Annotated in this window: 9 protein-coding genes; 1 reads left to right on the top strand and 8 read right to left on the bottom strand. The window is 74.1% G+C overall.

Annotated elements, in window-relative coordinates; genetic code table 11:
- Positions 1–73: 73 nt before the first annotated feature.
- Both ACFVQ3_RS02130 and ACFVQ3_RS02125 read right to left on the bottom strand, forming a co-directional pair.
- Entirely contained in the window at positions 74–1,408 is a 1,335-nt protein-coding gene (locus tag ACFVQ3_RS02130) for an ABC transporter substrate-binding protein (protein WP_387634478.1), read from the bottom strand.
- A 288-nt stretch (positions 1,409–1,696) separates the two neighbouring features.
- Positions 1,697–2,203: a DUF2505 domain-containing protein gene (locus ACFVQ3_RS02125; protein ID WP_387634476.1), complete on the bottom strand. Its 507-nt coding sequence runs from the start codon at positions 2,201–2,203 to the stop codon at positions 1,697–1,699.
- A gap of 123 nt (positions 2,204–2,326) precedes the next feature.
- Between ACFVQ3_RS02125 and ACFVQ3_RS02120 the strand changes: the two genes are divergently transcribed.
- The gene (locus ACFVQ3_RS02120) at positions 2,327–3,814 is read left to right on the top strand and encodes a sensor histidine kinase (protein ID WP_387634651.1); all 1,488 of its coding nucleotides are present in this window, start codon (positions 2,327–2,329) and stop codon (positions 3,812–3,814) included.
- A 109-nt stretch (positions 3,815–3,923) separates the two neighbouring features.
- Here ACFVQ3_RS02120 and ACFVQ3_RS02115 read toward each other — a convergent pair whose 3' ends face one another.
- The 6 genes from ACFVQ3_RS02115 to ACFVQ3_RS02090 form a co-directional block, all read right to left on the bottom strand.
- Entirely contained in the window at positions 3,924–4,172 is a 249-nt protein-coding gene (locus tag ACFVQ3_RS02115; protein ID WP_030150075.1) for a WhiB family transcriptional regulator, read from the bottom strand.
- Between the two features lie 519 nt (positions 4,173–4,691).
- Positions 4,692–9,299 carry an FtsK/SpoIIIE domain-containing protein gene (locus tag ACFVQ3_RS02110; RefSeq protein WP_387634473.1) on the bottom strand — a complete coding sequence of 1,536 codons (4,608 nt, stop codon included), beginning with the start codon at positions 9,297–9,299 and terminating at the stop codon, positions 4,692–4,694.
- A 111-nt stretch (positions 9,300–9,410) separates the two neighbouring features.
- The gene (locus tag ACFVQ3_RS02105) at positions 9,411–12,140 is read right to left on the bottom strand and encodes an ABC transporter permease (protein WP_387634471.1); all 2,730 of its coding nucleotides are present in this window, start codon (positions 12,138–12,140) and stop codon (positions 9,411–9,413) included.
- 23 nt (positions 12,141–12,163) lie between these two features.
- Positions 12,164–13,009, bottom strand: coding sequence for an ABC transporter ATP-binding protein (locus ACFVQ3_RS02100; RefSeq protein ID WP_387634468.1), 846 nt, complete (start codon positions 13,007–13,009; stop codon positions 12,164–12,166).
- A 291-nt stretch (positions 13,010–13,300) separates the two neighbouring features.
- The gene (locus tag ACFVQ3_RS02095; RefSeq protein ID WP_387634466.1) at positions 13,301–14,023 is read right to left on the bottom strand and encodes a response regulator; all 723 of its coding nucleotides are present in this window, start codon (positions 14,021–14,023) and stop codon (positions 13,301–13,303) included.
- Positions 14,020–15,561, bottom strand: a complete 1,542-nt coding sequence (locus ACFVQ3_RS02090) for a sensor histidine kinase (RefSeq protein ID WP_387634463.1) — start codon at positions 15,559–15,561, stop codon at positions 14,020–14,022. The genes ACFVQ3_RS02095 and ACFVQ3_RS02090 overlap by 4 nt, the downstream gene beginning before the upstream one ends.
- Positions 15,562–15,817: the final 256 nt, after the last annotated feature.

Raw genomic sequence — 15,817 nt, 5'->3', positions numbered from 1 at the left:
GCGATGCCCGACGGCGGGCTGGGGCCTGGGAGCGCGGGGTGACCTCCCGGAGGGGGTCACCCCGCGCGCCGGATCAGCTCAGGCCCAGGTCCTTGAAGGACTGGATGGCCTTGTCCCACGACGCCTTGGCGTCGTCGGTCTTCTCGACGTCGGTGCGCTTGATGGCGTCCTGGACGGTCTGGTGGATCGCGAAGTAGTTCGCGCCCTTGAACGGGGCGCCCTCGATCGCGTTGGCGCGGGCGACGAAGATCGCGCCGACCGGCGCGGAGTTGAAGAACTCGTTCGTGAAGGCCTGGACGGCCTCGGAGTCCTGCGCCTCGACCTGCGAGGGGAACGTGCCGGCCGACTCGAACGCGGCGGTCTGCTGCGCGGGGTCGGTCAACCAGGCGGCGAGCTCCTTGGCGGCGTCGGCGTTCTTGCCGGAGGCGGGCACCGTGAGGAACGAACCGCCCCAGTTGCCACCGCCACCGGGGAAGACGTCAGCGACGTCCCAGCCGGTGATGCCGCCCGAGCGCTCCTCGATCGGGCCCGTCATCCAGGCGGGGCACAGCATGGTCGCGAAGCCGTCGTTCTGGAACGCGGCGTCCCAGTCACCCGACCACTGCTCGAGGTGGGCCGAGAGGTTGTCCGTCACGGACGCGGTCAGCACGGACTCGTACAGGCTCTGGATGTCGGAGTTGGTCGCGAGGTCCTTGGGCGTGCCGTCCGAGTTCTCGTAGGCGTTGTCGAGCTGGTTGACCATGCCCTGGTAGGTGGCCATGCCGCTGTCGAACCAGGCCTTGCCCGTCGCGGTGCTGTACTGCTTGCCCGCGGCGAAGTAGTCGTCCCACGTGGCGTCGGCGCCGCCGAGGAGCTCGGCGACCGCCGCGCGGTCCGTCGGCAGCCCGGCTGCGGCGAACAGGTCGGAGCGGTAGCAGATGGCCTCGGGGCCGATGTCCGTGCCGTAGCCGATGAGCTTGCCCTCGGGGGTCGTGGCCTGCTCGGACTTCCACCCGACCCAGCGGTCCGCGAGCGCGGGGTCCGTGAGGTCGGTGAACAGGTCGGGGTACTGCATGAGCTCGGGGAGCCAGTCGACCTCGATGGCCTCGATGTCGGCCAGGCCGTCGCCGCCTGCGGCGAGCTTGGTCGTCAGGTTGGTGCGCGCGTCCTCCGACTTCGCGGCCTTGGTCTGCTTGACGGTGACGTTCGGGTGGGCGTCGGTGTAGGACTTCAGCATCTCGTCGGTGTAGCCGAAGTCGTTGAACGTCGCGACGGTGAGGGTGATCTTCTCGCCGTCGGACGAGCCGCTGCCCTCGTCCGACGAGCCGGAGCCCGAGGAGCAGGCGGTCAGGGTGAGGGTGAGGGCCGCAACCCCCGCGACGGCGGCTGCTGCTGTGCGGGTGCGGGTCGAACGGGTGCTGCTCAGCACGGTGACTCCCTTGTCGATGATCGGCGTGGCAGCGCTCCCATACTCCTTCGAGTGGTAGCGCTCCCACGAAGTGCCACGATGGTGGCCGGTTGCTTCCGGAGATGTCAACCTCGTGAGGTGACAGAGCGTTGTGGAAACGCTCCCACGCCGACGTCGTCGCAGGTCACAGCGTTTCGGCGCCAGATCCCGTGCTCGAATCGTTATCGATTACCGACCGCTCGTACGGGATTCGTGGCGTGCTCTCGAGGGGCGCCGGGGACCACCGCGAAGGGGAGCGCAAGGGGCTCGTCAGGGGGCGGTGAGCCACTCCACGCCGGCCTGCTCCTCGGACGAGAGCGTGGCCCGGACGGCGCCCGCGGCAGCCTCCTCGACGGCCGCCGCGAACAGCGGGACGGTCGCCTTGAGCTCGCCCTCGTACGACTGGCGCGTGCCGCCGTCGGGCAGGGCCTCGAGGGTGACGGTGCCCGTCATCCGGACAGGGGCTCCCGTGATCTCGAGCGAGACCGTGCCCCGCCGGGAGTCGCCCGCCGCGGGCTCCCAGACCTCGGCCTGACGGATCTCGAGCGCGTTCCCGACGAACGCGCGCAGGTGGCCGGGGATCTGGTCCGTGGGGAGCGTGCGTCGGACGACGACGGAGAAGCCCTCGTCGAGCGAACCGGTCACGTCCGCGAGGTCCACGAGGCTCTGCGGGCCGCCGGTGCGCTGCGCACGCCACCTGACGAACGCCTCGCTCGCGAGCATCCGGGTGACGTCCTCCAGGCCGGCGGGGTAGTGCAGATCGACGCTCAGGTGCACAGGCTCTCCTCGGGACGTGCCGACCGGCGCGCAGGGTGCGCCGGGGAGACCGACTCTACCGAAGGAAGGGCGTCGATCCCGTGAAGGCGCCGGTGCATGCGTACGCTGGAGCCCGTGTCTGCCATGAGTGACTTGATCTCCCGCCATGCCGAGCTGTCGCCTGCCGACAACGAGTGGCTGCACCTGCTCGTCGGGGACTGGCAGGTCATCTCCGACCTGGCGTTCGCCGACCTCGTCCTGTGGCTGCCCACGGGTGACGGGAACTTCGTCGCGGTGTCCCAGTGCCGGCCGAGCACCGGGGCCACCGTGCACTACGACGACATCGTCGGCTCGACGGCCCCCGACGGTCAGCGGCCCCAGCTCGAGCGCGCCCTCTCGGAGGCCCGCTCCCAGCGGTCCCGCGAGCCCCGCTGGTTCGGCGCGTACGCGGTGCGCGAGGAGGCCATCCCGGTCGTGCACAGCGGGCGCGCGATCGCCGTGGTGGCCCGGCAGACGAACCTCGGCAGCGGACGCACGCCCAGCCGGCTCGAGCTGAACTACGTCGAGGCCGCCGACGACCTCATCGCGATGATCTCCCGCGGAGAGTTCCCCGCACCCAACGCGGCGACCGGCCCTCGCCGCGGCGCCCCTCGCGTGGGCGACGGGCTGATCCGGCTCAACTCCGAGGGTGAGGTGCTCTACGCGAGCCCCAACGCCCTGAGCTGCTTCCACCGTCTCGGCGTGATCGGGCCGCTCGTGGGGCGCTCGCTCATCGAGGTCACGACCGACCTCATCGAGCACCAGACCCCGGTCGACGAGTCCCTGCCCCTCGTGGTCATGGGGCGCGCGCCGTGGCGCACCGACATCGAGGCCCGGGGGGTGGCCCTGTCGCTGCGTGCGCTGCCGCTCACCGAGTCGGGGCAGCGCATCGGGGCGGTGCTGCTCTGCCGCGACGTCTCCGAGCTGCGCCGGCGCGAGCGCGAGCTCATCACCAAGGACGCGACGATCCGCGAGATCCACCACCGGGTCAAGAACAACCTGCAGACCGTCGCCGCGCTCCTGCGGCTCCAGGCGAGGCGCATGGACGTGCCGGAGGCACGGGCGGCGCTCGAGGAGGCCATGCGCCGCGTCGCGACCATCGCCCTCGTGCACGAGAGCCTGTCCCAGACGCTCGACGAGGAGGTCGAGTTCGACGACATGGGCGGGCGCGCCCTGCGCCTGGCGGCCGACGTCGCCTCCGCCGACACCAAGGTCCGCACGGTGCAGACGGGGAGCTTCGGGCTGGTCCCGGCCGAGGACGCGACGCCGCTCGCACTCGTCCTGACCGAGCTCGTGACGAACGCGGTCGAGCACGGCCTGGCCGGCCGCACGGACGGGACCGTCGAGATCGACGCGCGGCGCAGCGGATCGGCCCTGCGGATCGTGGTCGCGGACGACGGCGTCGGCATGCCGCTGCCGGGTGCCGAGCCCACCGTCAAGGCCAAGAAGAGCGGTCTGGGATCGCAGATCGTCGCGACGCTCGTGACGAACGAGCTGGGCGGGACGATCGAGTGGTCCACCCGTCCGGGGGGTGGGACGCAGGTGGTCCTGGAGCTCGTGCTGCGCGACGGTGCGGGCTCGCGGCAGGGGTGACGCTCGTCCTCACGGGGAGGATCGGACGGGCCGACAATTCTCTTCCGTGGGCAACATAAAGGGCCGTCACCAGCAGGTGACGGCCCTTTATGAGAAAAGTATGTGAAGCTCAGCCGGCGCGACGGGCGCGAGCGGTGCGGCGCTTGAGCGCGCGGCGCTCGTCCTCCGACAGGCCACCCCAGACGCCCGCGTCCTGACCGGACTCGAGGGCCCACTTGAGGCACGTGTCGACGACGTCGCAGCGGCGGCAGACGGCCTTCGCCTCTTCGATCTGCAGGAGGGCGGGGCCGGTGTTCCCGATCGGGAAGAACAGCTCCGGGTCTTCTTCCAGGCAGGCTGCGCGGTGGCGCCAGTCCATGTGAGGTCTCCTTGGCATGACGAGCAAGGCCGCTTTGTGAATGTGTCGGACGCACGTCCACAATGGGCTTCGGGCTCAGGTGGGGGGGTAATTGATGCTTGAACTAGGTTCACATCTCGTGAAGCCCAGCACAAGGGGTTACCGGAAAGTTTCTGCGGGGTGAACCGTGAGGTCTTGGTCACACTTCGGTGAAGGTGCAGGTCACGCGTACCCTGGGTTGTCGTGGCACCTGTGAGCACCCCGAATCAATCATCCCCCGAGCCTCCCGAGGACGGGGCGGGCCCCTCGGCGACGCTCCCCGCAGGAGCGAGACCTCCCGCGCTGTGGGTCGTGGTCGCGGGCATCGCGCTCGAGGCGCTGGCCCTCGCCGCCGCCGCGGTGGTCGTCCTCGCCGAGCTCCTCGCGGGCGGTTCGTTCTCGGCCGGGGTCTCGATCTTCCTCGCCCTGTTCTGCCTCGGGGTCGCGGTCACCCTCGTGGCCAGCGCGCGTGGTCTGCTCCGCGGCCAGCGGTGGGGACGGTCACCCGTGGCCACGTGGCAGCTCCTCCAGATCGTGGTCGCCTTCAGCTGGCTCCAGTACCAGGTCACGCCCGGCGGGATCGGGACCATGGCGCTCGCCCTGGTCGTGCTCGTGGGTCTCATGCTGCGCCCGGTCGTCGTCGCGACGACGCGCGACGCGGCCCGCACGGACGGCTGAGGCCGCACCGGCGCCTGAGCCCTCACCGGCGCCTGAGCCCTCGGCGCGACCGGTCCCGGCCTCGTCCTGCTCGGCCGCCGGTGCCACCGTGACCGTCCCGGGCGAGGCGACCTGGACGGGGACCAGGTCGTTGCCGCAGATCGCGACCGCTCGACCGGTCGGCGCGATCTCGGGGTCGACCGACCAGCCCAGAGATCTCCCGAAGACCTCGCTGCTGCCGCGTTCCTCGGGGGCCAGGACGAGGCCGCTGCGCGCGCCGCGCAGCTCGGCGACCGGCCCGCGGTGAGCGGTCGCGGCCCCTGCGGTCGAGGTCGACGCGAGGACGGCGACGCCGCTCCTCAGCAGGTCTGTGAGGACGTCCGCCTCGAGAGGCGACGTCCTGACGACGAGGTCCAGGTCGTCGACGACCACCACGTCGCCCGCCTCGAGCCCCGCCCCCGGCAGGGCACCGAGCACGGCCCGCACCTCGGTCGGCGACGGCCCGATGGCCGCGTGCAGGTCGTGCGCACCGCCTCGGACGACGTCCTCGAACCGCCCGTCGGGCGAGAGGACGGCCCGCAGCCTCCCCGCGGCGAGCACCTGGCGTGCCAGGACCAGCAGGGCGCTGCTGCGCCCGCTCCCCGGGGGGCCCACGACGAGGGTGCCGTGCGCGACGTCGAGGTGGACGGGGCCCGCGTGGTCACCCCCGCGTCCTACGACCAGGCGTCCGAGCGGCAGGACCGGGGCCCGGGGCGCGACCGTGCCCGCACCGCTGCCCTGCCCGGCCACCTCGGTGCTCGTGACGTCGCCCTCGGCCACGTACCGGGGCAGCGGGAGCAGCCGCACCGGCCCGTCGCCGCAGGTCGCACCGTCGGGATCACCGACGACCGTGGTCGCGCGGCCGGGGGCGGCGTCGACGAGCACCTGGCACTCGACGGCCTCGCCCGCCCCGAGCCACACCGCTCGACCGGGGCGACCACCGCGCCCGGCGAGCCGTGACGGGACACCGTGCGCGACGTCGTCGGGCACGGCGTCCGACGCCAGCACGAGGCGGGGGCCCGTGCGCTGGGCCAGCCCCGCCAGGCCCGGGGAGCCGCCCGCGAGAGCGACGTGCACCCCGTGCGCGGGCCCCTCGGCGAGCAGGCGACCGAGCTGGTCGGCCCCTGCCCCCGACGCGAGACGGCCCAGGGACGCACGCAGGTCCTCGACGTCGTCGAGCAGCACGAGGGCCGGGCGGCGGCGCGCTCCCCGGAGCAGGAGGTCCACGAGGCGTGCGACCCGCCGCGCGTCGTGCCGTGGCACGACCGTTCCGCACCGTGGGTGCCGCGCGAGCGCGCCGGGGAGCGCCGGAGCGCCGCCGACGACGTGGACGTCCCAGCCGCGGTCGAGGGCCGAGACGGCGAGCGTGTGCAGGGTCGTCGACCGCCCGGACCGCGGGCGTCCGACGACCGCGAGGTGCCCGTCCTCGGGCCGCCAGGAGACCAGGCCGCGCCTCTGCTGGTCCGGCAGGTCGGACAGGGCCAGGGGCAGGTCGCCGGACGGCGCACCCAGGAGCGCACCCCTCAGGTCCGACGGCGTCACGCGAGCGGGCAGGGCGGGGAGCCATGGCGGGGCATGGGTCGGGAGGCGGGCGGCCTCCGCCGCGGCGACCGCGGCCGCGACGAGGTCGGCCACCGGGTCGGTCGCAGGCTCTCGGGCGAGGGCCGTGTCCCGGGGTGCCCACCACCGCCCGACGGTCCGCACCTGGACTCCCGGCGGTGGCGCCGCCGTCCCCGCGTGCGCGCACTGGAGGGCCGACGGTGGCTCGTTGCCGCGTCGCAGGACCGCCCGGCCGGGTCGACCGGCCGGGATATGCGCGGCGTGCGGCGAGTCGATCACGTCCCGTGAGTCGCCCGGGTCGATCTGGCGCAGGGCCAGCCGCAGGGAGATGTTCGCGCGCATGTCTGCCGTCACGGCACCGGCGGGGCGCTGCGTGGCCAGGACGAGGTGCACCCCGAGCGACCGGCCCTGCGACGCGAGACGCGGGAGACCGGGGAGGAAGTCGGGCAGGTCGTCGGCGAGCGCCCGGAACTCGTCGATCACCACGACGAGCCGGGGCAGCGTCCCGGGCGGCAGGTCGTCGACGTCGGACGCCCCGACCTGCGCCAGGGCGTGCTCGCGTCGGCGCAGCTCGGCGCGCAGACCGGTGAGCGCGCGGCCGGCGAGCCCCGGTTCGAGGTCCGTGACCTGCCCGACGACGTGCGGAAGGCCCACGCAGGCGCCGAAGCCCGCGCCGCCCTTGAAGTCCACGAGCGCGATCGCGAGGTCGCGTGGGCCGTACGTGAGGGCCAGTGCCAGCACGAGGGACTGGAGCAGCTCGGACTTGCCCGCGCCCGTGGTCCCGGCGACCAGGGCGTGCGGTCCGTCGCGGACCAGGTCGACACGGACGGTACCGCCCTGCGCGTCGGTGCCGATCGGGACGTCGAGTCCCGGGCGGGGTCGCGCCGCGGCGGCCGACCACCGGGCGGCGACCCAGGTAGACACCGAGCCGGGGTCGTGGGGGAGCGGCGCGTGCAGGAGCCCGGCGAGCGAGACGCTCGCGGCGAGGTCGGGGTGGACCGGGTCGGTGGGGTCGACGGGGCCCGCTGGTTCGGTGTCTGCAGGCCACCGGCCGAGGCGTGCCGCAGCCGCGACGTGCCGCGCGTACCGCTCGGCCAGGTCGACCCCCACCCCGATCTCCGGGGCGGGCTCGACCGTGCCGTCGGCCAGGTGCCAGGTGTGCCGGGCCGTGTCGAGGAGCGTGCGGCACCAGGCCGGGACCGACCGGCGGTCGGCGGCGAGCAGGATCAGCCGCTCGGTCCCCGTCCGCCGTGCCCACCACGTCTCGAGGGCCTCGACCAGGGGGTCGGACGTGGTGCCCCGGCCGACGGGACCGGGACTCGTGGGGACGTCGACCACGACGACCCGGAGCGGTCGCTCGTGGCTCCCGCCCTCGTCCTGGGGGGCGGGCACCACCAGGTCGCTCCGGCGGGCGCCGGGCAGCCAGCGCAGCCACGACCAGTCCGACGCCAGCTCGTCGCGGTGCACGGCGTCGACCTCGGCCCCCGAGGCGACCTGGGCGAGGAGCAGGGATCGCGCGGCCGCCAGGCGCTCGACCCGGGGCCCGACGACCGCCACGCAACCGTCCGGCAGGCGGGCGCCCTGGGCGCTCGCGACGGCGGCCCGGGGTACGGGCGCACCGAGTGGCTGAGTGCCCGCGGCCGCAGGCGTGCCCGGCGGACGGGCCTCGGTCGCGTGGTGGGCGGCGAACGCGGCGGTCAGGAGGTCGGCCGGGTGCGGGTCGGGGTGCCTGGACCGGTCGAGCAGGGCGCCCGGCACAGGGGTGCGACGCTCGCGCCGGGACGACGGCGCTGGCCCGTCACGGCGACCTGCGGTGCGCGGCCCGTCCACGGAGAGCGCAGGGTCGGCCGCTCTCCCGGGGGCCGACCCGTCCTGCCCGGGGCGCCCTCCTGTCATGCCGGGCAGTCCGCTCACGGCGGTGCGACGCCGTCGGGCGAGAAGGGGGATCAGGAGCGTGAGCGGGCCGACCAGCGCGAGGAGCGCGAACAAGGGTTGACGCGTCCCGGCAGCGAGCGCGAGCGACCCGATGGCCGGTGTGATCGCCATCGTGAGGGACGCCGGGTCGAGAAGTCCCCGCGGGGCGGCCGGGGCCGGGTGGGAGAGCCCGCTCGCGACGTCCCACTCGTCGAGGTGGGGACGGGGGCGCAGGTCGTAGGTCGTGGCACCTACCTCGAGCACGTGACCCGGGGGCCACCGCCGGACGGCTCCGTACGGCACGTGCCGCCGCCTGCCCTCGGGCGAGCGACCGTGGACGTGCACGGGCTGCTCGGTGCCGCCCTGGACGACGACGCGGCCCGCCGCACGGACCGGGGTGCACCGGGAGACCCTCAGCCGTACCCGGGCACCCGCTTCGGCTCCCGCCCCCGCGACGGCTCCCGCCCCCGAAGCCCCACCCCGCGACCTCGAGGTCCACCTCCGCGGGCCCCGGCGGCGCGACACCCCGAGCGTGACGACCACGACCGGACCGGTCCCGTGCCGCAGGACGAGCGGGACGCCGGGCTGCAGCGGCAGCAGGCCGCCGCAACCGGGACCCGTGAGCACCGCGACGTGCCAGGGGGCGCGCAACGCGGCAGCGTCCGGGTCCACCGGGACGGCGCTCGCGGCCCGGGGCGCGCGTGCGGGTCGGCCCTCCTGACCGTGCGCCCCGATGTCCGTCGCGCGGAGCGTCGCGCCGGGCAGGAGGGGTCGGGTCCCGACCCGGTGGTCGTCGCCGACCAGGACGCCGTCGACCTCGAGCGGTGAGCTCGCGATCTCGGGGCGGCACGCGACGCGTGCGAGATCCGGGCGGAGGTCTCCCAGGCGGGACCCCAGGGGGACGTCCAGGTCGACGCCCGGATGGAGGGTGATGAGCACCCGCCGATCCTGTCGTCGAGCGCGGGGTTCCCGCAGACGACGACGGCGCGCCTGTGGACGAGGAGACCGTCCACAGGCGCGCCGTCGGGCGTGCTTGCGCGAGGTGCCGGGTCACTCGACCGCGAGCGCCTCCACGGGCGAGGTGCGGGCTGCCGAGCGGCCCGGGATCACCGAGGCGAGCAGACCCGCGACGAGCGCCACGACCATGACCAGGGCGACGTCGCGCCACGGTACGGCGAGGGTCACGTCGCCCATCACGGCGAGGGCCGCGGACGCACCGGCCCAGCCGTACAGGATGCCCAGCAGGATGCCGAGCACCGCGCCGACCCCTGCGATGAGCATGCCCTCGATCGCGAGCATCCACCGCAGCTGGGACCGGCTCAGGCCGATGGCCCGCAGGGTCGCGGACTCGCGTCGGCGCTCGATGACCGACAGCGAGAGCGTGTTCGCGACACCGATGAGGGCGATGACGACCGCGACCGCGAGGAGGCCGACGATGACGCCGAGGATCGTGTCGACGACCTTCTGGTACATCGCCCGCTCGACCGCGGCCCCCGTGACGTCGATCGGGAGGTCGGTCTCCGCGAGCGCGTCCTGGAGGGCCGGCACCACGGAGGCTGCGTCGTTGACGTCGGCCAGCCCGACCCACGCGCTCGTGACGGGTGTCCCGGTCGCGACGCCCTCGAGCGTCTGCGGCGTGACGAGCAGCGCACGACCACCCATGGGGGTCACGAGCGCCTCGAGGGTCGCGGGCGTGCCCTGAGGGTCCGCGTCGTCGGGGAGCGGGGCCGCGGTCAGCACGAGCTGGTCGCCCGACGAGACGTTCCAGTCCTTGGCGACGCCCGCCGGGACGACGACCGTGCCGGGGGCCAGGCCCTCGACGGCCTCCTTGTCGCGCACGAGCGTGCTCGCGGCCTCGGGGTCGACGCCGCGTGCGAGGAACGTGACGTCGTCGCCGTCGAGGTCGACCGTGACGGACGTCGCGGTCAGCGGGACGACGGACTCGACGCCGTCGACCTTCTCGGCCGTGCCGATCGTGGACCGGGGGAGCGCGACGGGCTGGTTGCCGCCGTACTCGTCGAAGCCGTCGGTCGCGAGCGAGACGTCCACAGGGTAGCGGCCGTCGAGCTCGTCGTTCATGCTCATCCGGGCGCTCACGGCCCCGGTCGACATCATGGCCACGAGCGTCACGCCGATGAGGAGCGCGGTGCTCGTCGCGGCCGTGCGGCGCGGGTTGCGCAGCGTGTTCGCGGCCGCGAGCTTGGCCGTGCTGCCCGAACCCGTCAGGACCTTGCCCACGAGGCTCACGACCTTGGGGAGCCAGAAGATCGCTCCCACGAGGACGCCCACGAACGAGGCCGCGCCACCTGCGGTCGCGGCGAGCAGTCCGCCTTCTGCGCTGCCCTGCTGCCCGAGGAGGACCCCCAGGACCAGGAGGCCGGCACCGCCGACGACGAGGATCGACGAGATCGCGAGGCGGATGCGTCCCGCGCCCGACGTGAGGGTCGGTGCGTCGGAGGGGCGCAGCGCGGCGAGCGGGGCGACCCGGGTCGCGGCACGTGCCGGGGAGAACGACGCGACGAGCGTCACGACGGTCCCGACGAGCAGCGGGACGAGGACCGCGACGGCCGTCACCTGGACGACGGACGGCAGCGGGATGCCGAGGTCCATGCGGCCCGCGACGGTCAGCGCGAGCTGGACGAGCCCGATGCCGAACAGGATGCCGGCGACCGACGCGACCAGCCCCAGGATCACGGCCTCGAGCAGGACCGAGCGGGCCAGCTGCTTGCGGTCCGCGCCGACGCAGCGCAGGAGTGCGAGCGTCCGGGTGCGCTGGGCCACGAGCACCTGGAAGGTGTTCGCGATGACGAGGGCGGCGACGAGCAGCGCGATCGCCGCGAACGTGAGGATCACGTAGGTGAAGACGTCCTCGCCGCCCGTCATCTGGGCGGCCTGCTCCTTGGCGTACTCGGCGCTCGTCCAGACCGTGGTGTCGGCGCCGAGCGAGCCGGTGATGGTCGATCGGACGGCTTCGAGGTCGGTGCCGGGTGCCAGGGCGACCAGGACCGCGTTGTACGCGGTCGCGGACTCGCCCGGGACGACGCTGTCGGCCTCCCAGGCGGTCATGTCCTCGGTCGACAGGACGCCCGCGCCGCCCACCTGGGCGTAGGCGCCCATCGGGTCGTCGAGGGTCCCGACGACGGTCAGCTTCTCGTTCGTGTCGACGAAGCTGCCGGCGGCCGACTCCTCGCCGGGCGCGGTCTCGTCGGCGGGGGCGGGCGCGCCCTCGGCCTCGTCGGTCGCGTCGGCCGGTGCGGTCTCGGGCGCGGCGGCGTCCTCGGAGGGGGCGCCGTCCTCGCCGGCTGCGCCGGTCCCGGTCGTCGTGTCCTCGGAACCGGGCGTCCACACCGAGCGCACGACCGTCACCGTGTCGCCGAGCCCGAGCCCGAGCCGCTCGGCGACGTCGGTCGGCAGCGCGATCTCGCCCGAGCGTGCGGGCATCGCACCTTCGACGAGCTCCTGGGCCTCGAAGCGCGGGTCCGAGGCGGTCGGGACGACGACCTGGTAGGTGCGCTTGCCCCCCGAGACGAGCTCGAAGGCGCGCATGACCTGGGGGTCGGCGGCCTCGACGCCGTCGGTCCCGCGGATGTCCTCGAGCCCTGCCGGGTCGATGCCTGCACCGTTCGTGACCACGAGGTCGGAGTCGGCGAACTGCGCGGCGATCGAGTCGGTCGTGATGCTGCTGATGATGGTCCCCGCGAGCAGGGTCGCGGTGAGGAAGGCGGTCCCGATGAGGATCGCGATGCCGGCGGCGCTGAGCCGCCCGACGCTGCGGCGCATCTGCGCCAGGGTGAGCCGGACCATCAGGCGCGCACCGCCGTCGAACCGGTCGAGCCGGCGGCGAGCGCGTCCGCGGGGTCGCCCTCGAGGGTGCGGAGCGCGTCGAGGCCGGCGAGGACGGACTCGGGGGTCGGGTTGTCGATGTCTCCCGCGATGCGGCCGTCGGCGATGAGGATGACGCGGTCGGCGTAGGCGGCGGCCGTGGGGTCGTGCGTGACCATGATGATGGTGCGGCCGAGCTCGCGCACCGAGCGGCGCAGGAAGCTCAGGACCTCGGCGCCCGAGCGCGAGTCCAGGTTCCCGGTGGGCTCGTCGGCGAAGACGACCTCGGGCTTGGCGATGAGGGCGCGGGCGATCGCGACGCGCTGCTGCTGGCCGCCCGAGAGCTCGCTGGGGCGGTGGGTGAGGCGTGCGCCCAGGCCCAGGGTCTGGACGAGGGTCGCGAGCCACTCCTTGGTCTCGGCGTCGACCTTGCGCCCTGCCAGCTCGATGGGGAGCGTGATGTTCTGCTCGGCCGTGAACATGGGCAGCAGGTTGAAGGACTGGAAGACGAAGCCGACGCGGTCGCGGCGGAGCCGGGTCAGCTCGTTGTCGCCCAGCGCGGTGATCTCGGTGTCGCCGATGAACCCCTGGCCGCTGGAGGCTGTGTCGAGCCCTGCGAGCAGGTGCATGAGCGTGGACTTGCCCGACCCCGACGGGCCCATGATCGCGGTGAACGCGCCCTTCTCGAAGTCCACGTCGACGCCGTCGAGCGCGCGCACGGTCGCCTCGCCCTTGCCGTACAGCTTGGTCAGGGACCGGGCGCGCACGGCGGGCGTGCCCGGTGAGGCGGCGGTGCCGGGGATGGGCTGGTACACGGTGGTGTCCACGTCTGCTCCAGGGAGTTCGTCGTCGGTAGGTCCGGTCCGGCGGTGGGGCGCGTGGTGCGTCCGGCGTCGGGGCCGAGGGGGTGCGGGGGAGGGCGGAGGCCCTCGTTCCCACCTGATGACGACACTAGGAGCCGGGACGTGGCGCCCGCGTCCGGCGACGGGCTGGTCCTGGCCGTGGGGGGAGTCATCCCGTGGTCGTACGTGCCTGGTCGAGCGGCTACGCCGCGCGTCGAGCAGGACCGCGTCCGGGCCCCGTCCGGTGCGTGGTGAGGCGACCGGTGCCCGACGCCGTCACGCGCCCGGGCGCACCAGTCCCGTCTCGTAGGCCGTCACCACGGCCTGCACGCGGTCGCGCGCCTCGAGCTTGGCGAGGATGCGCCCGACGTGGGTCTTGACCGTGGCCTCGGCGACGAACAGGTCGCCCGCGATCTCGGTGTTCGACCGCCCCTTGGCCATGAGCACGAGCACCTCGCGCTCGCGCTCGGTGAGCGAGGAGACCTGCTGCTGGGCCCCCGTGTCGACGAGCTGCTCGGCGGGCAGCGCCACGACGAGGTGCTCCAGGAGCCGGCGGGTCGAGGACGGGGCGATCACGGCGTCGCCCGAGTGCACGGTGCGGATCGCCGCGAGCATCTCCTCGGGGGGAGCGTCCTTGAGGAGGAAGCCGCTCGCTCCCGAGCGGATGGCCTCGAGGACGTACTCGTCGAGGTCGAACGTCGTGAGCACGATCACGCGGGGCACGTGCTGCCCGTCCGCGGCCGCAGCCGTGAGCTGGGCCGTCGCGGCGAGCCCGTCGAGGTGCGGCATGCGCACGTCCATGAGCACGACGTCGACGGGGTGGTCGGCGAGCAGGCGCAGCGCCTGGAGCCCGTCGCCGGCCTCGACCGTGACCTGCAGGTCGGGCTGCGAGTCGATCACCATCCGGAAGCCTGCCCGCACGAGCTGCTGGTCGTCGACGAGCGCGACCCGGATCGGGGCACGGTCGGGCAGGTCGGGCGTGAAGAAGGTGGAGGTCATGGGTCCTGACGATCGTCGGGTGCGGGTGCGGGTGCGGGTGCGGGTGCGGGTGCGGGTGCGGGAGCGCTGCGTCGTCCTATCCTGCCCGACGGCAGGTCCGGTGGTGGGGGGACCGGGCCGGGACCCGCCGTCGGGCCCGGGGGCGGGACGGGCGGTCCGGGGACCGGCGGGACGGGGGGCGCGGCGCCGTCGAGCCGGGGGATGGGCATGGTGAACCGGACGCGGAAGCCGCCCCCGGGGCGCGGGCCTGTCGTGACCGAGCCGCCGAAGATCACGGCGCGCTCACGCATGCCGAGCAGTCCGTAGCCGGGAGCGTGCGAGCCGTCGGCGGACGCACCCCGCCCGTCGTCGTCGACCGCGAGCTGGAGCGTGTCGACGCCCCAGGTCACGACCACCGTGACGGTCGGGTCGGGGCCCGCGTGCTTGAGGATGTTCGTCAGCGCCTCCTGGCAGACCCGGTACACGGTCAGGCCCGCACCCGGGGGCAGCGCGCGCGGCGTGCCCATGCGGACGAGGGAGACCCGCATCCCGCTGTCGCGCACCTGGGTCACGAGGGTCTCGAGATCGGCGGAGTCGGGCTGCGGGTTGAGCTCGACGCGGCGGGTCGCGCCCGTGACGGGCGTGGAGCCCGTGCTCGGAGGTCCGCCGGTCGGGGCGGCGCTCGCGGGACCACCCGGGGCGAGCTGCCGGGGTCGGTTGTTGAGGCCGGGGGCGTGCGTGAGCTGGGCGGGTCCGGCGCCGGCCACGGCGTCACGGTCGTCGGTCCGCAGGACCCCGAGCAGCCGGCGCATGTCGGCGAGGGCCGCGCGCCCCGTCTCCGAGACGGTCGTGAGCGCCCGCGTGGCGGCCGCCGGGTCCGTCACCCCTGCGTACCGGCCTCCGTCGGCCTGCGCGATGATGACCGACAGCGAGTGGGCGACGATGTCGTGCATCTCGCGGGCGATGCGGGAGCGTTCCGCGGCGGTCGCGATCTGCGCCTGCTGGTCGCGCTCGACCTCGAGGCGCTCGGCGCGGTCGACCAGCGCGTTGATGGTCTCGCGCCGCGACCGGCGCACGAGCCCGAACGCCCAGACCGCGAGGAACATCATGGTCGTGAACATCGTGGTGAACACGAGCACCCCGGCCGCCTCGCCGGGGCCGCTCGCCTGCATGGCGAGCGACAGGCCCAGCACGAGCGAACCGGCGGCCGAGGAGATCATCGCGGTGCGGTGCGCCCAGCGAGGGCCGTAGACGGTGACGGAGAACAGCGAGATCAGCAGGAGGAAGTCGGCCGGGAGGAACACGATCCCGAAGACCAGGTGGAGCAGCGCGACCGCGTAGACGGTGATCGCCGACGCGACGGGCCGGACCCGGCGCCACGGGAGCGGTGCGAGCATCCCGACCGTGAAGAGCGTCGAGAGCGCGGAGCCGCCCGTGGCGGACGTCCCGAAGGCCATGGCCGCCGGGATGAACGCGAGCGCGACGACGAGCGTCGTGGTCATGTCGACACCGAACCGGTGCCGCTCCCACCACTTGCCCATGTTCTCGTACCAACCCATGCCTGTCAGCCTAGGTGGGCCCCGCCGCCGGTGGGGTCCACCCGTGGACGGACCGGCGGCACGACCCGGCACGACCGGGGCATGACCCGGGCGCCGGAGAGCAGGCCCGGCCCAGGTCGCGGGCGACAGGTCCGGCGGCGGTCCGGCGAGCCGTGGGAGCGGCCTCCCATGACGTCCCGACGGCGTGCGCATGGCGGGCGCTACCGGGTGCAACCGGGCAGACCCGGGCAGAGCAGAAGGCCCCGGCCATCGGCGT

Origin of the sequence: Oerskovia sp. NPDC057915 (assembly GCF_042887685.1) — a bacterium.
In the GTDB taxonomy this organism is placed as follows: Bacteria; Actinomycetota; Actinomycetes; order Actinomycetales; family Cellulomonadaceae; genus Oerskovia.
The sequence above is the reverse complement of the archived record's forward strand: the minus strand, read 5'-3'. Positions and strand labels throughout refer to the sequence as shown.